Raw genomic sequence first — 15069 nt, 5'->3', positions numbered from 1 at the left:
CCCCTTACACTGATCAGCATGGAGGACGAGGTCGACCGACTGGTCGCGGCATGGCGTCGGGAGCGCCCTGACCTCGACGTGGAACCGCTCGAAGTGCTCAGCCGGGTCAGCAGGCTCGCCCGCCACCTCGACCGGGCGCGCCGCCTTGCCTTCTCCGAGCACAGCCTGGAGCCCTGGGAGTTCGACGTCCTGACGTCGCTGCGCCGCGCGGGCGCCCCGTACCAGCTCTCCCCCGGCCAGCTGCTCACCCAGACGCTCGTGACGTCGGGCACCATGACCAACCGCATCGACCGGCTGGCCAAGAAGGGCCTGGTCGAGCGCCTTCCCGACCCCAGCGACCGGCGGGGTGTGCTGGTCCGCCTGACCCCCGAGGGACGTGACCGCGCCGACCAGGCACTGGCCGGACTGCTCGCCCAGGAGCGGGCCATCCTGGCCCAGCTGCCGCGCGCGCAGCGGACCGAACTGGCCGGGCTGCTACGCCAGCTGACCGCTCCGTTCGACAACATCCCCGGCTAGTTCCGCGGGCCGCACCCCGGCCCGCCGGGCCAGCGCCACGGCGGCGAGGGTGGAGTGCACGCCCAGCTTCCCCAGCACGTTCTGCATGTGGGTACGCACGGTGTGCGGGGAGAGGAAGAGACGGGCGGCGACGTCCTTGCGATTGAGTCCGGCCACCATGCACCGCAGCACCTCGTGCTCGCGCGGGGTGAGGGACTCGACCAGCCGCTCGCTGTCCGTACGGTGCTTCCTGGCCGCCGTGAGCTCCCTCAGCACCCCCGTCAGGAGCGCCGGGGGCAGATGGGTCTCCTCGCGGAGCACCCCCCGGATCACGGCCAGCAGGCGCGAGAGCGAGCAGTCCTTGGCCACCCAGCCGGACGCCCCGGCCTGGAGGGCCGTCGCGGCCCGCCGCGGGTCGTCGCGCTCGGCCAGCACGACCGCGCGGACCGCCGGCTGGGAGCCGCGCACCGCGGCGACCACGGATATGCCGTCGGAGGGGCCGCCCCCGTCGGCCGCCGAGCGCGCCGGACCGGTGCCGGCGCCGAGGTCGGCGTCGACCAGCATGACGTCGAACCTGCGGCCGTCGGCCGCGGCGCGGTCCAGACAGCGCAGGGCGGCGGGGCCACTGCCCGCCGCGGACACCTCGACGTCCGGCTCGGCCGCGAGCGCGGCGGCGAGCGATTCGGCGAAGATGCGGTGATCGTCGACCACGAGGACCCGGATACGAACCACAGACACCCCCAGAGGGACGGGGAACGGACCGGCGCGGGTACGGCGCCCGAAGCGGAGCGGGTGTTCCGCAGTCCGGTGCCACGGCCGCCGCCGCAACTGGACTGCTACCCCGACCCGGACGCCGTACCCGACTGTCTCGACCCCTGAAACAACACCGGCCCCCACCGGTGTCGAGCATCAGCGTACGGCGGGGACGCACGGCAGTTGGCCGAATCCCAGAAGTTTTCCCGTGGGATTTACCGGACGGAAAAGACGAACTCCTCCGATACGGCGAGGAGATGGGGTGGTGCGCCCGCGCGCGTCCGGCGCATTCACTGAGGGCGAGTGGCCGAAAACATCCGGTCGGCAACGCGTGGGTGCACGTGGTGCATTTCACGCGGCGTGTACGAGCCGGGCGCCCGCGCACTCCGCGCGGGGGCGGCGCGTTGCTCGGCGCACGCGCCGCCGCACCGCGCCGCCCTCAAGCCCCGGCCGGGTCCCCTGCCGCCCGCCGCCGGGCGAACTCCCATGCGTCGGACACGATTCCGGCCAGGTCCGACCGGGTCGGAGTCCAGCCGAGCCGGTCGCGGGCGGTGGCGGCGGAGGCCACGAGGACGGCCGGGTCACCGGGCCGGCGCGGGGCGATGACCTCGGGCACCGGGTGGCCGGTGACCTTGCGGACGGTCTCGATGACCTCGCGCACCGAGAAACCGCTGCCGTTGCCCAGGTTGCAGATCAGGTGCTCGCCCGGGGCGGCCGTCTCCAGGGCGGCCAGGTGCGCCTGGGCGAGGTCGGCGACGTGGATGTAGTCGCGTACGCAGGTGCCGTCCGGGGTCGGGTAGTCGTCGCCGAACACGGAGATCGACCCGCGCTGCCCGAGGGCGACCTGGAGGACCAGCGGGATCAGGTGGCTCTCGGGGTCGTGGCGCTCGCCGTACGGCCCGTACGCACCCGCGACGTTGAAGTAGCGCAGCGAGACCGCGGCCAGTCCGTGCGCCGCGCACTCCCCCGCGATCATGTGGTCGACGGCGAGCTTGGAGGCCCCGTAGGGGTTGGTGGGCGCGGTGACCGAGGTCTCGGTGAGCTGCCCGTCGGCGGGTTCGCCGTAGGTCGCCGCCGTCGAGGAGAACACCAGCCTGCGGACGCCCGCGGCGCGCATCGCGGTGAGCAGCTCCAGGGTGCCGCCGACGTTGTTCTCCCAGTACTTGGACGGGTTGACCACGGACTCGCCGACCTGCGAGGAGGCGGCGAAGTGCAGGACCGCGTCGAAGGAGCCGTCCAGGTGCCGGGCGGCGTCCTGGATGCGGCCGTCGATCAGGGTGGCGCCCGCGGGGACGCCCTCGCGGTGGCCGGTGGAGAGGTCGTCGAGGACCGTCACCTCGTGGCCCGCCTCCAGAAGATGCGCGGCGACGACGCTCCCGACGTATCCGGCGCCGCCGGTGACCAGGTACTTCTTCACTCGCTCGCTCCCTCTCGCAGTCGTTGCTCCGTACTGGAACCGCGGCGCCACAATGCCAGACCGCGCTGTGCGTGTTCTGTGGCCGTCACCCGCGCGGGTGCGGGCAGGGAGGGCGGTCGGGCGGTGTGGGCCGGCGCGTTCGCGGAGCTGTTCGCCGGGTTACGCGCGGGGGCCCGGCTGGACCGGGATGGAGACGCGGTCCAGCAGGCCGGTGCGTGCGGCCAGGGCGGCGGCCTCCAGGCGGGAGCCGACGCCCAGTTTCATGAGTACCCGCTGTACGTGGGTCCGTGCGGTGCTGGGTGCGATGCTCATCCCGGCGGCGATCACCCGGGTGTCCTCGCCCTCGGCGACCCGGACGAGCACCTCGACCTCGCGCGGGGTGAGGAGCTGGAGCAGTCTGCTGCCCTCGTCGTCGGGGGCCGGGACGGGGTTGAGGAGTTCGGCGAAGGCGCCCTGGAGCAGCTGGGGGGCGACGGCGGCCTCCCCGGCGCGGGCCTTGGCCAGGGCGCGTTCGACGCCCTCGATGCGCTCGTCGTGGCGTACGTAGCCGGAGGCGCCGGCGGCGAAGGCGGCGGCGATCCCCCGTGGGCTGGGCACCGGCCCGAGCACGACGACGGCGATCTGGGGGCGTTCGCGCTTGATGCGGACCACGGGGTCGAAGACGCCCGGTTCGGCGGGTGCGGCGGTGCCCAGCAGGCAGACCTCGGGGGCGCGGCTGATGACCAGTTCGGCCGCTCCGGCGGCCGGGGCGGCCGCGGCGAGCACGCGGTGCCCGCGCAGTTTGAGCGCGGAGGCGAGAGCCTCGGCTAGCAGCCGGTGCTCGTCCACCACCATGACCCTGACGCCCATTAGGTGCCCCCCTCTGCCCCGGCAAGCTACACGCTTGTTCGACGCTGCGTGCCGGTTACCGGCGAGAAGCCCCCGGAAGGCCGAAGAGGGCGCCCTCCCCTGTCGGAAAGGCGCCCTCCTGGTGAACGGCCGGACGACTGCGGTCCGGTCGCGGTCCGGGTCAGCCGGTGGTGAAGGAGGCGATCAGCCAGTCCTTGTCCTTGGAGGACGAGTACGGCTTGCTGATCATGGTCTCCGAGATGAACAGCCGGCCCTTGCCGTAGCGGTACTCGGAGTAGCTGTCGGAGAAGCTGGTCTCCGGGTCGTCGAAGGACTTGCTGCCCGGGTTCTCCATCAGGACGGTCTCCTTGAAGGTCTTCCCGTCCAGGCTGACCACCTGGCCGCCCGCGGAGTACGGGGGCCACTTGTAGGCGATCAGGTTCGGGCCGTCCATCCGCAGCGGGAAGATCTTGTACTTCGCGCCGGCCTGCGCCCGGTCCGTCGTCTGCTTGCCGGTCACCAGGTCGAACGAGTGGATCTCGTTGGTCCGCTCGTAGCTGCCGGACTTGACCTCGCGCTCCTCGGTGGGGACGTAGACCCGCCCGTTGCCCACCGCGATCTTCTGGCAGGACTCGACGGAGGTGCCCTCGCAGCGGGCCGCGTACAGGTCGGACTTGAGCGGGATGCGCTGGCGCAGCTGCCCGGTCTTCTCGTCGATGGAGAAGAGGTCCGAGATGCCGCTGCCGTCGCCCGCGGCGTCGCCGACGTCGGCGGCCACGACCAGCGGGCTGCTGGAGACGATGCTGGCCCACTCGATGCCCGGGGACATCTTGTACGAGCTGACGGGCGCGCCGGTGGTCGGGTTCAGGGACTGGACCACCAGGTAGCGGTTGTCGTAGTCGCCGCACTTGCGGATGGTGGCGAGGCCGGGGCCGCCCGCGTAGCCCATGTCGTAGCAGCGCTCGGGGTCGTCCGCCCGGGGCTTCCAGAGGTTCTTGCCGTCGTTGAGGTTCCAGGCGGCGCCGCCCCGCAGACCGCCCGCGGCCACGGTGCGGCCGCTGATGGTGATCTCCTTGAAGGCGACCTTCGCGTCCCCGCCGGCCGTGGTGGTGACCGAGCCGTTCCACACCATCTTCCCGGAGTTGACGTCGAGGACGCCGACCTCGGTGCACTGCGGGTACTTGCTCGCGGGGGTGCGCTTGGAGGCCTCGTACAGGAAGGCGGTCTTGCCCTCGGGGGTGGTGTGGCGGCTGGCGCCGCAGACCTGGCCGGGCAGCGGCAGGGTCCACTTGGGGGTGCCGGTGGCCGCGTCGTAGCCGACGATCTTCTGCACGTCGGTCTTGGCGTAGACGGAGTCCGTCAGCCAGGAGCCGACCACGTTCACCAGGTCGGTGACCTTCGGGTGCTCGATGTTGACGAGCGTCTTCGACTTGGGGTCGGCCGGGGCCTTCTCCAGCGCCTCGGTCTGGACGGGCGTGCCGCCGGCCGTGGCGCCGCCGGGGGTGGCCGACGCGCTGCTCTTCGCCCCGTCCTTCCCGCCGCCCGTCTCGTCGCCCTTGTCGCCGGACACGTACCAGAGGCCGCCGCCGACGATGGCCGCCACGGCCACCACGGCCGCGACGACGATGCCGGCCTGCGCCTTCCTGCCGCTGCCGCCGCCCGGGGCCTTGGGCGCCGGCGCGCCGGGGCCGTACATGGGCTGGGTGACGGGCTGCTGCTGGGCGTAGGGGCCCGGCTGGGGCTGCGCGTACGGGCCCGGCTGGGCGTACGGGCCGGGCTGCGGCTGGGGCTGCGCGTACGGGCCGGGCTGCGGCTGGCCGTACGGGCCGGGGGCCTGCGGCGGCTGGCCGTACGGGCCCGGGGCCTGCTGCGGGTAGCCGTAGCCGGGGGCGCCGGCGGGCGGCTGCTGCGGCGGCGTGGGCGCGCCGAAGCCGCCGGCCGGGGGCTCCTGCGGGGCGCCGAAGCCCTCGTTGGGGGGCTGGGGCGGGGTGCTCATGGGGTGTTTGCCTCTCGGTGGTCGGCGCTCACGTGGGGGGATTCCGTCTCGTCCGGGAGGACCGTCACTTGCCGTACACCATCATCAGCTTCTCCTGGGTGTTGTCCTTGCCCAGGAGGCGGGAGACGGAGAGGAAGAGACGGCCGTCCGCGTAGGCGATCTGCGGGTCGATGAAGGAGTCCTCGACGTCCCGGGCGGAGGCGGGGTTGCGCAGCACGGTGGTGGGCTTGCCGCCGGTCGTGGCGAAGGAGACGATCTCGCCGCCCTTGTCGTAGGTGGGCTCGACGTACGCGAGGAGCCTGCCGTTCTCGACGGACAGGGGCAGCACGGTGCGGTCGGACCCGGCGGTGGCGCGCCACACCTCCTTGCCCGAGGTGAGGCTGAAGGCGACGATCTCGTTGCCCTTGCCGGCGGTCGGGAAGTAGAAGCGGCTGCCGTCGGCGACCGCGCCGATGCAGCTCTGCGGGTCGCGGGTGAGGACGGACCACTCGCAGCGGGGCGCGAACTGGGACTTGCTGATGAACTGGGTGCGCATCCTGCCGTCGGAGCCGAGGACGACGATGGCGCGCTTCTTCTCGGCGTCGTTGTCCATGTCGACGATGACCGGGTCGAGCGAGTAGATCCGGTTGGCGCGCCAGCCCTTGGGGAGCTTGTAGGTCCACCGGGGCTTGCCGGTGGCCGGGTCGACGTCCTCGACGTGGCCGATCCGGTCCTTGTCGGTGCAGGTGCCGACGCCGACGAGCCGGCCGCCGCCCGCCGCGTAGGCGTCGGGCAGGCACTGGCCGCTGGTCTGGGCCCAGAGCCTGGTGCCGTCGCTGACCTTGAAGGCGCTGGAGGGGCCCAGCCGGCTGACGGTGACGACGTCCCCGCTGATGGCCAGCTGGAGGCGGGTCATGATGTCGAACGGACCCTCCTCCGGAACCTCCTTGGTCCAGCCGGCGGTGCCGGACCTGAGGTCGATCTGGCGGAGCTGGTTGCACGTGGCGTTCTTGGAGACGCCGCTCTTGAAGCCGATGACCACCTTGCCGTCGGCGGTGGTCTGGCGGGGCGTGCCGCAGATCTCCGCGTCGAACGGCACCGACCACTTGCGCTGCCCGTCCTTGACGCCGTAACCGGTGACGGTCTTGTAGACGACCTTGGCCACGGTGTCGCCGACCACCCACATGGCGGGGGCGTCGGCGCCGTTGCCGGGCACGTCCTGCTCGTTCATCTTCAGCCAGAGGACCTTGTCCTCGCCGGGCTTGCGGGCGGCGTTGTAGTCCTGGTTGTTCTGGCCCCCGTCGCCGTTGCCGTCACCGGTGTCGACCGAGGGGGAGCCGGAGGGCTTGGCGTCGCCGCTCTGCTGGGCGACGGGCTTCTTCTCCGGGTCGTCGCCGTCGCGGAAGACGAACCAGGCGCCCGCGCCGAGGAGCAGGACGCCGGCTACGGAGGCGGCGACCAGCGCCGTCAGCTTCTTCTTCGGCGGGGTGCCGCCGCCGGTGCCCGGCGGGACCGGGGGCGGGTAGCCGTGTCCCGGCTGCGGCTGCGCGTACGGGCCGGGCTGCTGGTACGGGTTCGGGGTGCCCGGTGCCTGCTGGTACGGGTTCGGCGTGCCGGGCGCCTGCTGGTACGGGTTGGGGCCCGCGGGGTAGCCGTAGCCCGGCTGGGGCTGGCCCGGGGCGGGCTGCCGGCCCGGGTACCCTCCTCCGGCTTCCGCCGGGGGGTGCCCCCAGGGCTGGCCCGGCGGCTGGTTCGGGGGCTGCTGCGGCTGGTTCGGCGGCTGCGGCGGCTGGTTCGGCTGCTGCGGGGCGCCGTAGCCGCCGGGGGGCTGGTGGGGCGGCGTGGTCATCAGCGCATACCTCTGCGTCGGCGGTCGGGTTCCTCTTTTTACCACCCGCTTACGACAGGCCACGGGCCGGTTCGCTCGCTTGTTCCCAAGGGCGAACCGGCCCGTGACACCGCTGTTATCGGGCCCGTGGCCCGCGCAACTGCCGCCGGGGGGCTACGCGTCCTCGGCCAGCTCCAGCCAGCGCATCTCCAAGTCGTCCCGCTCGGAGAGCAGTTCGCGCAGTTCGGCGTCGAGCTTGGCGACCTTCTCGAAATCGGTGGCGTTGTCGGCGATCTGCGCGTGCAGGTTGCTCTCGCGGTCGGAGATCTTGTTGAGCTGGCGCTCGATCTTCTGGAGCTCCTTCTTCGCCGCGCGGGAGTCACCCGCCGTCTTCTCCTTGACGGGGGCGGCCGCGGGCGCCGGGGCGGCGGCCTCGACCATCCTGGCGCGGCGCTCCAGGTACTCGTCCAGGCCGCGCGGCAGCATCCGCAGCGCCGCGTCGCCGAGCAGCGCCCAGACGGTGTCGGTGGTGCGCTCGATGAAGTACCGGTCGTGGCTGATGACGACCATCGAGCCGGGCCAGCCGTCGAGGAGGTCCTCCAGCTGGGTCAGGGTCTCGATGTCGAGGTCGTTGGTGGGCTCGTCGAGGAAGAGGACGTTCGGCTCGTCCATCAGCAGGCGCAGCAGCTGGAGGCGGCGGCGCTCACCGCCGGAGAGGTCGCCGACCGGCGTCCACTGCTTCTCCTTGGTGAAGCCGAACTGCTCGCAGAGCTGGCCGGCCGTCATCTCGCGGCCCTTGCCGAGGTCGACGCGGTCGCGGACGCGCTGGACGGCCTCCAGGACCCGCAGGGACGGGTCGAGTTCGCCGACCTCCTGGGAGAGGTAGGCGAGGCGCACCGTCTTGCCGACGGTGATCTTCCCGGCGGCGGGCTGGGTCTCGCCGGCGGTCCGGGCGGCCTCCGCCAGGGCGCGCAGCAGCGAGGTCTTGCCGGCGCCGTTGACGCCGACCAGGCCGATGCGGTCGCCGGGCCCGAGCTGCCAGGTGAGGTGCTTGAGCAGGGTCTTCGGACCGGCCTCGACGGTGACGTCCTCCAGCTCGAACACGGTCTTGCCGAGGCGGGAGTTGGCGAACTTCATCAGCTCGCTGGTGTCGCGGGGCGGCGGCACGTCCGCGATGAGGGCGTTGGCGGCCTCGATGCGGAAGCGCGGCTTGGACGTACGGGCCGGGGCGCCGCGGCGCAGCCAGGCCAGCTCCTTGCGGATGAGGTTCTGCCGCTTGGCCTCTTCGGTGGCGGCGATGCGCTCGCGCTCCGCGCGGGCGAAGACGTAGTCGCTGTAGCCGCCCTCGTACTCGTGGACGTCGCCGCGCTGCACGTCCCACATGCGGGTGCAGACCTGGTCGAGGAACCAGCGGTCGTGGGTGACGCAGACGAGCGCCGAGCGGCGCGCCTGGAGGTGCTGGGCCAGCCAGGAGATGCCCTCGACGTCGAGGTGGTTGGTGGGCTCGTCGAGGACGAGCAGGTCCTGCTCGGCCATGAGGAGCTTGGCCAGGGCGATGCGGCGGCGCTCGCCGCCGGACAGCGGGCCGATGACGGTGTCGAGGCCCTGGTCGAAGCCGGGCAGGTCCAGGCCGCCGAAGAGGCCGGTGAGCACGTCGCGGACCTTGGCGTTGCCGGCCCATTCGTGGTCGGCCAGGTCGCCGATGATCTCCTGGCGGATGGTGGCCTTGGGGTCCAGCGAATCGTGCTGGGTCAGTACGCCCATCCGGAGGCCGCCGCTGAGGGTGACCCGCCCGGTGTCGGGCTCCTCCAGGCGGACCAGCATCCGGATGAGGGTGGTCTTGCCGTCGCCGTTGCGCCCCACCACGCCGATCCGGTCCCCCTCGGACACGCCGAGGGAGATGCCGTCGAGCAGGGTGCGGGTTCCGTACACCTTGCTGACTGCCTCGACATTGACCAGATTGACGGCCATCCACGCGCTCCAGGTATGGGGATCGATCAGCCCCTCAGCCTAACCGTTCCTGGTCAGTGAGCCCACGGCGATCGCTCTGGTCGTCGTGGGGCGGTGCCGTCCGTCGCCGGATCGGGTGCCCAAGGGCGCGTCGCCCGATCGCGACGCTCGCGGCGTCGTGTCGGGACATCTTGCGGCGGGGGCTGGTGAGCGGCTTGCGCCAGTTCTCATCGCCCCACATGGAGGTGTAGGCCGGATCGACCGCGACGATCGCAAGATCCTGCTCGGCGGCCATCGACACGAGGACGTACCGGCCCGCAGCACTTCACCACCCCCTGCGGGACGGCCTTCAGGCTGCGTCCCGGGTGGCGGACGCCGCCGGGGTCCGTACCGGCGCCGGGGGCCGCTCCACCAGCAGCCAGCCGGCGAGCACCATGGCCACGGCGACGGGCGCGCTGACCGGTACGACGATCAGGACGGCGGTGTGGCCCTCCAGCAGGCCGCCGAACCCGGTGAGGGAGAGGCCGAGGACGCCCAGCAGGCAGAGGGTGATCCCGCCCGCGGCGAGCGGGCCGGACCCGGAGGACGGGGCCGGGCCGGCGGGAGCGGGCCGTTCGAAGGTGCGGAACACGGCGACGAGCAGCGCCGTGAGCAGGGCGGCGGCGGCCAGCCGTACGGGGACCTGGGCCCACCAGGCGGCGGTCGCGGGGCGGGGCAGGTCGAGGCCCAGGGCGAGCTGGGCGCCGTAGACGCCGAGCATCGCGGTGAGGTGCCAGAGGAAGGCGGTCATGGCCACGCCGTTGGCGGCGACGACTGCGCGCCAGGCCCGCGGGGCGGCGAGCAGGCGGGTGGCGGGGCGGCGCAGCAGCTCGACCGCGCCGACCAGCCAGAGGCCGTGGCACAGCAGCGCGAAGGTCGGCGGGGCCATGTTGGAGACCTTCTCGCCGGGCATCCCGACCATGGACAGCGGGTACGGGCCCACGGCGACCAGCAGGGCGGCGGCGCCGAGTCCGGCCGCGGCCAGCAGCACGGGCACCCGGCCCCAGCCCCCGCCGGCCGCCCGGGCGTCGGCCCGCAGGAAGCCCAGCTGGTGGACGGCGAGCCAGACGAAGGCGAAGTTCAGGAACTCGACGTACGGCACCCCGAGGGCGAAGCGCAGCACGTCCACGGCGCCCGCGGCGGCCACGAGCGCGCAGAAGGCCGCCCAGCCGTACCGCTCGTGCAGCCGCAGCAGGGGCGGGGTGAAGGCCACCATGGCGAGGTAGATCCCGATGAACCACAGCGGCTGCGTCACCAGCCGCAGGGCGACTCCGGTGAGCCCGCCCCCGCCGCCGGCCAGCTGCACGGCGAGCGCGGCGGCACCCCAGGCGACGACGAAGGCCAGGGTGGGCCGCAGCAGCCGGCGCAGCCGGGCCCGCAGGAAGGCGGCGTACACGGGCCGGCCGGGCTCCCGGCGGCACAGCGAGCGGTAGGACAGCGCGTGGGAGAAGCCGCCCACGAAGAAGAAGACCGGCATGACCTGGAAGACCCAGGTGAGCACCTGGAGTCCGGGCACGACGGCGAGGAGGTTGCCGATGCCGTCGGGCGTGACGGCGGCCATGAGCCAGTGCCCGGACACGACGGTCCCGAGGGAGGCGACCCGCAGCAGGTCGACGTAGCGGTCCCGGTTCCCCGGTGTGGCGGCGGCCAGTTGGGCGACGGAGTACGACATGCCCCCACGCTCCCGCCCGTCCCGTGGCGTCCGTCAGCGCACAGGTACTCAGATCGGCGCTGAGTACGCGGGGGCGGGGCGGCGGGCGCCTCCGCGGGACCCGTCCGCCGGGGCGGACGGGTCGCGCCGTGCTCAGGGGCCCTGGAGGACCGTCGCGCCCGGGGCCGGGGAGGTGGTCGTACGGGTCGTGCGGCAGGTGCCCGAGGCTTCCAGGGCGGCGGCGATCCGGGTCGCGGACTGCGCGTCCGCGGCCAGGAAGGCCGTGGTGGGGCCGGAGCCGGAGACCAGGGCCGCCAGGGCGCCGGCGGCGGTGCCGGCGGCGAGGGTGTCCGCCAGGGCGGGGCGCAGGGAGAGCGCGGCCGGCTGGAGGTCGTTGGCCAGGGCTTGGGCGAGTGCGCCGGTGTCGCCCTTGCGGAGGGCGGCGAGCAGTTCGGGCGAGGCGGTGGGCTCGGGGACGTCCCGGCCCTCGGCGAGGCGGTCGAACTCCCGGAACACGGCCGGGGTGGACAGGCCGCCGTCGGCCATGGCGAACACCCAGTGGAAGGTGCCGCCGACCTCCAGCGGGGTGAGCTGCTCGCCCCGGCCCACGCCCAGCGCGGCCTCGCCGATCAGGCTGAACGGCACGTCGCTGCCCAGCTCGGCGCAGATGTCGAGGAGTTCCTCGCGGCTCGCGCCGGTGCCCCACAGCGCGTCGCAGGCCAGCAGCGCGCCCGCGCCGTCGGCGCTGCCGCCCGCCATGCCGCCGGCCACCGGGATGTCCTTGGCGATGTGGATGTGGACGTCGGGCTCCAGGCCGTACCGGGCGGCGAGCAGCTCCGCCGCCCGGGCGGCCAGGTTGGTGCGGTCCAGCGGGACCTGGTCGGCCCCGGGGCCGGTGCAGGTGACGGTCAGCCGGTCGGCCGCGGTCACCGTGACCTCGTCGTGGAGCGAGACGGCGAGGAAGACGTTGGCCAGGCCGTGGTACCCGTCGGGGCGGGCGGCGCCGACGGCCAGCTGGACGTTGACCTTGGCGGGGACCCGTACGGTGACGCTCACAGGGCGGCCCTCTCGGCGGCCGGCTTGTGCTCCGCGATCGCGGCGAACTCCTCGACGGTCAGGGCCTCGCCGCGCGCCTGCGGGGAGATCCCGGCGGCGACCAGGGCCTCCTCGGCGGCGGCGGCCGAGCCGGCCCAGCCGGCGAGGGCGGCGCGCAGGGTCTTGCGGCGCTGCGCGAAGGCCGCGTCGACGACCGCGAAGACCTCGGCCTTGGTGGCGGTGGTCTTCACCGGCTCGGCGCGGCGCACGAGCGAGACCAGGCCGGAGTCGACGTTGGGCGCCGGCCAGAAGACGTTCCGGCCGATGGCGCCGGCGCGCTTGACGTCGCAGTACCAGTTGGCCTTGACCGACGGCACGCCGTAGACCTTGTTGCCCGGGCGGGCGGCGAGCCGGTCCGCGACCTCGGACTGCACCATGACGAGGGTGCGCTCGATGGTGGGGAAGCGGTCGAGCATGTGCAGCAGCACGGGCACGGCGACGTTGTACGGGAGGTTGGCGACCAGCGCGGTCGGCGCCGGGCCGGGCAGCTCCTGGACGTGCATCGCGTCGGAGTGGACGAGCGCGAAGCGGGACGCCTTGGCGGGCAGCCGCGCCTCGATGGTGGCGGGCAGCGCGGCGGCCAGGATGTCGTCGATCTCCACGGCCGTGACGTGGTCGGCGGCCTCCAGCAGGGCCAGCGTCAGAGAGCCGAGTCCCGGCCCCACCTCGACGACCGTGTCCTCGGGGCGCACCTCCGCGGTGCGCACGATCCGGCGGACGGTGTTGGCGTCGATGACGAAGTTCTGGCCCTTCTGCTTCGTCGGGCGGACGCCGAGTACCTCGGCCAGGTGCCGGATGTCGGCCGGCCCCAGGAGGGCGTCGTTGCTGTCGTGCTGCTCTGCGGTGCTCACCGGTAAAGCCTACGGCCGCAGTGCGGCCACGGACTCGCCCCCCGCTGCACGTAGAGCTTCTTGGCCCGGTACGTCTGCTCCGAGGCGCTCGCGTCCTGCGGCCGGCCGCTGCCGCCGAGGCCCTGCCAGGTGCGGACGTCGAACTGGTAGAGCCCGCCGTAGGTGCCCGAGGGGTCGGTCGCGCCGGGGCGGCCGCCGGACTCGCAGTGCGCGAGGGCGGCCCAGTCCAGGCCGTCGGCGCCGGCCACGGAGGTGGGCAGGGGCCGGGTGCCGACCCTGATCCGCTGGGTGACGGGCTCGCGCACGACCTCCTCGGCGACGCGCCGCGGCTTCTGCCGGACGCCGTTGACGGTGCGGAGGGTGTACGTGACCCGGCGGGCGCCCTGCTTGCCGGCGCGCTCGACGACCTCGGTGCCGGCGAACAGGGTGTCGTCCCTGACCTTCTCGGTCTCGTACGGGATGACCTCCTCGCGCACCTCGCGGGTGCCGGTGATGCGCAGGACGGTGACGGTCTGGCCGTCGCGCGGGAAGGAGGCGGGCGGCACCGAGGTGGTGTCCTGGCCGTGGAGGGTGATGCCGGCCTGGTCGAGGGCCTCCCGGACGGTGGCGGCGTTGGTGCGGATGGTGCGCTCGTTGCCGTCGGCGAGGAAGGTGACGCTGCGCTCGGTGCGCACGCTGAGGGTCATGCCGCGGCGGCCGATGGGGGTGGAGCGGGACGCGGAGAGGTAGGCGCCCTCCGCGCGTACGCCGAGCTGGCGCAGGGCGGCCTCGACGGTGCGGGCGGTGGTCCACACCTGGCGGCGCGAGCCGTCGAGGGTGAGGACGACCGGGCGGCCGTACCGGACGACGATCTCGTCTCCGTCGCCGAGGGCGCTGCCGGGGGCGGGGGCGACGAGGTCGTGGGTGCCGATGCCGACGCCCTCGTCGGCGAGGAGTTCGCCGACGTCGTCGGCGAAGGTGTGCATGGTGCGGGGGACGCCGTCGACGGTCAGGCGGACGGCCTTGTCGCTGGCCACGAAGGCGGAGGTGCCGCCGGCGAGGAAGGCCACGACCAGGGCCTGGGGGACGATCTTGCGCCAGCCGTCGGGACCGGCGCCGGGGCGGCGCGACGACCTGCCGGCGCGGGTGGTCCGGGGGGTTCTGGTGGTGTTGGAGTTGGGGGTTCGGGGGGTGGTGGGGTCGCCGGGGGTTCCGGATGCCGGCGGGGCGTCGGCGGGGGCGGCGGGGACGGCTTCCGGGCCGGTGGGGGCGAGGGTGCCCGCCCTGCCGGCGCGGCCGGTGCGGTTCGCCCTGCGGCGCCGGGCCGCGCGCCGCTCGGGGCCCGAGTCCGGTTCGCCTTCGCGGGGGGCGGGGACCGCGGGGGCCCGGCGGCGGCGTCCGGTGCCGGGGGCGAGCGCGGTCTCGTACGCCTCGGGGGCGCGGTGGGGGCCTTCGGGGTCGCCGTCGTCGCCGTGGTCGCCGTGGTCGCCGTGTCCCGGTTCGGCGGAGGGGTACGGGGCGGGGTCGGCCGCGTACGGGGCGGGGTCGGCGTATCCGTCCGCGTCCGCGTACCCGGCCCCCGCCTCGTACGCCTCGTGCGACTCGGCCGTCTCGTACGTCCCGTACGTTCCGGCGGGCGGCTCGGGCGGGCTCCAGGCGGTGCCGGGCGGGGGCGGGGCCGCGGCGTAGGCGGGGGCGTACGTGTCCGTCCCCGGGTAGGTGTCCGGGGGGTAGGGGGCGGACGTGTAGGGGTCGCCCGGGTACAGCCCCGGGTAGACGGCCGTCTGCGTGTCGGCGGCCGGGTCCACCGAGGAGCCGGGGTACGCGCGCCAGCCGGAAGGTGCCGCGGCGGGTGGCGCGTAGGGGGCGGGGGGCGGGTACGGCGCACCCGGCGCGGGGCCGTCGCCCGGACCGTACGGGCCGCCGGACCCGAGGGCGTCGCCAGGAGCGAAGGCGTCCCCGGCCCCGTAGGCGTCCCTCGCTCCGAAGGCCGCGCCGGTGCCGTAGGGATCACCCGTCCCGTGCGGGCCACCGGTCCCGTAGGGGTCACCCGTCCCGTAAGGGTCCACACCCGTACCCCCCGCGGGGGATCGGTGACTGTCCTGCCCATCCGCCACGACGCGCTCCCACCGGTCCAGGTCCCACCGCTGGGGACGGGCACGGGAGACTAGCGGAGGGTCGGTCACTCAACAAAGCGGCGCGACCACG

Annotated in this window: 11 protein-coding genes and 1 pseudogene; 1 reads left to right on the top strand and 11 read right to left on the bottom strand. The window is 73.9% G+C overall.

All coding sequences use genetic code 11. The features are described 5' to 3' along the window. Positions 1-18 precede the first annotated feature (18 nt). A complete protein-coding gene (tamR, locus tag ACIQUR_RS06680; RefSeq protein ID WP_399949846.1) occupies positions 19-516 on the top strand; it encodes a MarR family transcriptional regulator TamR in 498 nt (165 codons plus the stop codon). Here tamR and ACIQUR_RS06675 read toward each other — a convergent pair. From ACIQUR_RS06675 to ACIQUR_RS06625, 11 genes and pseudogenes are all read right to left on the bottom strand, one after another. Further along, on the bottom strand, positions 475-1227 hold the full coding sequence (locus tag ACIQUR_RS06675) for a LuxR C-terminal-related transcriptional regulator (protein WP_403659844.1): 753 nt from the start codon (positions 1225-1227) through the stop codon (positions 475-477). The genes tamR and ACIQUR_RS06675 overlap by 42 nt on opposite strands. 460 nt (positions 1228-1687) lie before the next feature. Beyond that, a complete protein-coding gene (gene galE / locus ACIQUR_RS06670) occupies positions 1688-2665 on the bottom strand; it encodes a UDP-glucose 4-epimerase GalE (RefSeq protein ID WP_403659321.1) in 978 nt (325 codons plus the stop codon). 159 nt (positions 2666-2824) lie between these two features. Further along, positions 2825-3514 (bottom strand): response regulator transcription factor, encoded by a 690-nt coding sequence (locus ACIQUR_RS06665; protein WP_403659317.1) that lies wholly within the window; start codon positions 3512-3514, stop codon positions 2825-2827. Positions 3515-3674: 160 nt separating this feature from the next. After that, the gene (locus tag ACIQUR_RS06660; protein ID WP_403659314.1) at positions 3675-5489 is read right to left on the bottom strand and encodes a PQQ-binding-like beta-propeller repeat protein; all 1815 of its coding nucleotides are present in this window, start codon (positions 5487-5489) and stop codon (positions 3675-3677) included. Between the two features lie 64 nt (positions 5490-5553). After that, the gene (locus ACIQUR_RS06655) at positions 5554-7317 is read right to left on the bottom strand and encodes a PQQ-binding-like beta-propeller repeat protein (protein WP_403659311.1); all 1764 of its coding nucleotides are present in this window, start codon (positions 7315-7317) and stop codon (positions 5554-5556) included. A 153-nt stretch (positions 7318-7470) separates the two neighbouring features. Beyond that, a complete protein-coding gene (locus tag ACIQUR_RS06650) occupies positions 7471-9267 on the bottom strand; it encodes an ABC-F family ATP-binding cassette domain-containing protein (protein WP_403659307.1) in 1797 nt (598 codons plus the stop codon). Between the two features lie 61 nt (positions 9268-9328). Continuing rightward, a pseudogene (locus ACIQUR_RS06645) lies at positions 9329-9550 on the bottom strand (IS200/IS605 family accessory protein TnpB-related protein); the annotation flags it as partial. Positions 9551-9595: 45 nt separating this feature from the next. Beyond that, a complete protein-coding gene (locus ACIQUR_RS06640) occupies positions 9596-10957 on the bottom strand; it encodes an acyltransferase family protein (RefSeq protein ID WP_403659304.1) in 1362 nt (453 codons plus the stop codon). Between the two features lie 132 nt (positions 10958-11089). Beyond that, a complete protein-coding gene (locus tag ACIQUR_RS06635; protein ID WP_403659301.1) occupies positions 11090-11992 on the bottom strand; it encodes a 4-(cytidine 5'-diphospho)-2-C-methyl-D-erythritol kinase in 903 nt (300 codons plus the stop codon). Further along, positions 11989-12882, bottom strand: a complete 894-nt coding sequence (rsmA, locus tag ACIQUR_RS06630; protein ID WP_403659298.1) for a 16S rRNA (adenine(1518)-N(6)/adenine(1519)-N(6))-dimethyltransferase RsmA — start codon at positions 12880-12882, stop codon at positions 11989-11991. The genes ACIQUR_RS06635 and rsmA overlap by 4 nt, the downstream gene beginning before the upstream one ends. After that, positions 12879-14930, bottom strand: coding sequence for a ubiquitin-like domain-containing protein (locus ACIQUR_RS06625; protein ID WP_403659295.1), 2052 nt, complete (start codon positions 14928-14930; stop codon positions 12879-12881). The genes rsmA and ACIQUR_RS06625 overlap by 4 nt, the downstream gene beginning before the upstream one ends. Positions 14931-15069: the final 139 nt, after the last annotated feature.

The sequence above is a fragment of the Streptomyces sp. NPDC101132 genome (genome assembly GCF_044759225.1).
GTDB lineage: Bacteria > Actinomycetota > Actinomycetes > Streptomycetales > Streptomycetaceae > Streptomyces.
Note: the sequence above shows the minus strand (reverse complement) of the source record. Positions and strands in the feature narration are given on the sequence as shown.

Coding starts and splice junctions, on each gene's coding strand:
- tamR (WP_399949846.1), top strand. CDS start 19: ATGGAGGACGAGGTCGACCGACTGGTCGCGGCATGGCGTCGGGAGCGC.
- ACIQUR_RS06665 (WP_403659317.1), bottom strand. CDS start 3,514: ATGGGCGTCAGGGTCATGGTGGTGGACGAGCACCGGCTGCTAGCCGAG.
- ACIQUR_RS06660 (WP_403659314.1), bottom strand. CDS start 5,489: ATGAGCACCCCGCCCCAGCCCCCCAACGAGGGCTTCGGCGCCCCGCAG.
- ACIQUR_RS06655 (WP_403659311.1), bottom strand. CDS start 7,317: ATGACCACGCCGCCCCACCAGCCCCCCGGCGGCTACGGCGCCCCGCAG.
- ACIQUR_RS06650 (WP_403659307.1), bottom strand. CDS start 9,267: ATGGCCGTCAATCTGGTCAATGTCGAGGCAGTCAGCAAGGTGTACGGA.
- ACIQUR_RS06640 (WP_403659304.1), bottom strand. CDS start 10,957: ATGTCGTACTCCGTCGCCCAACTGGCCGCCGCCACACCGGGGAACCGG.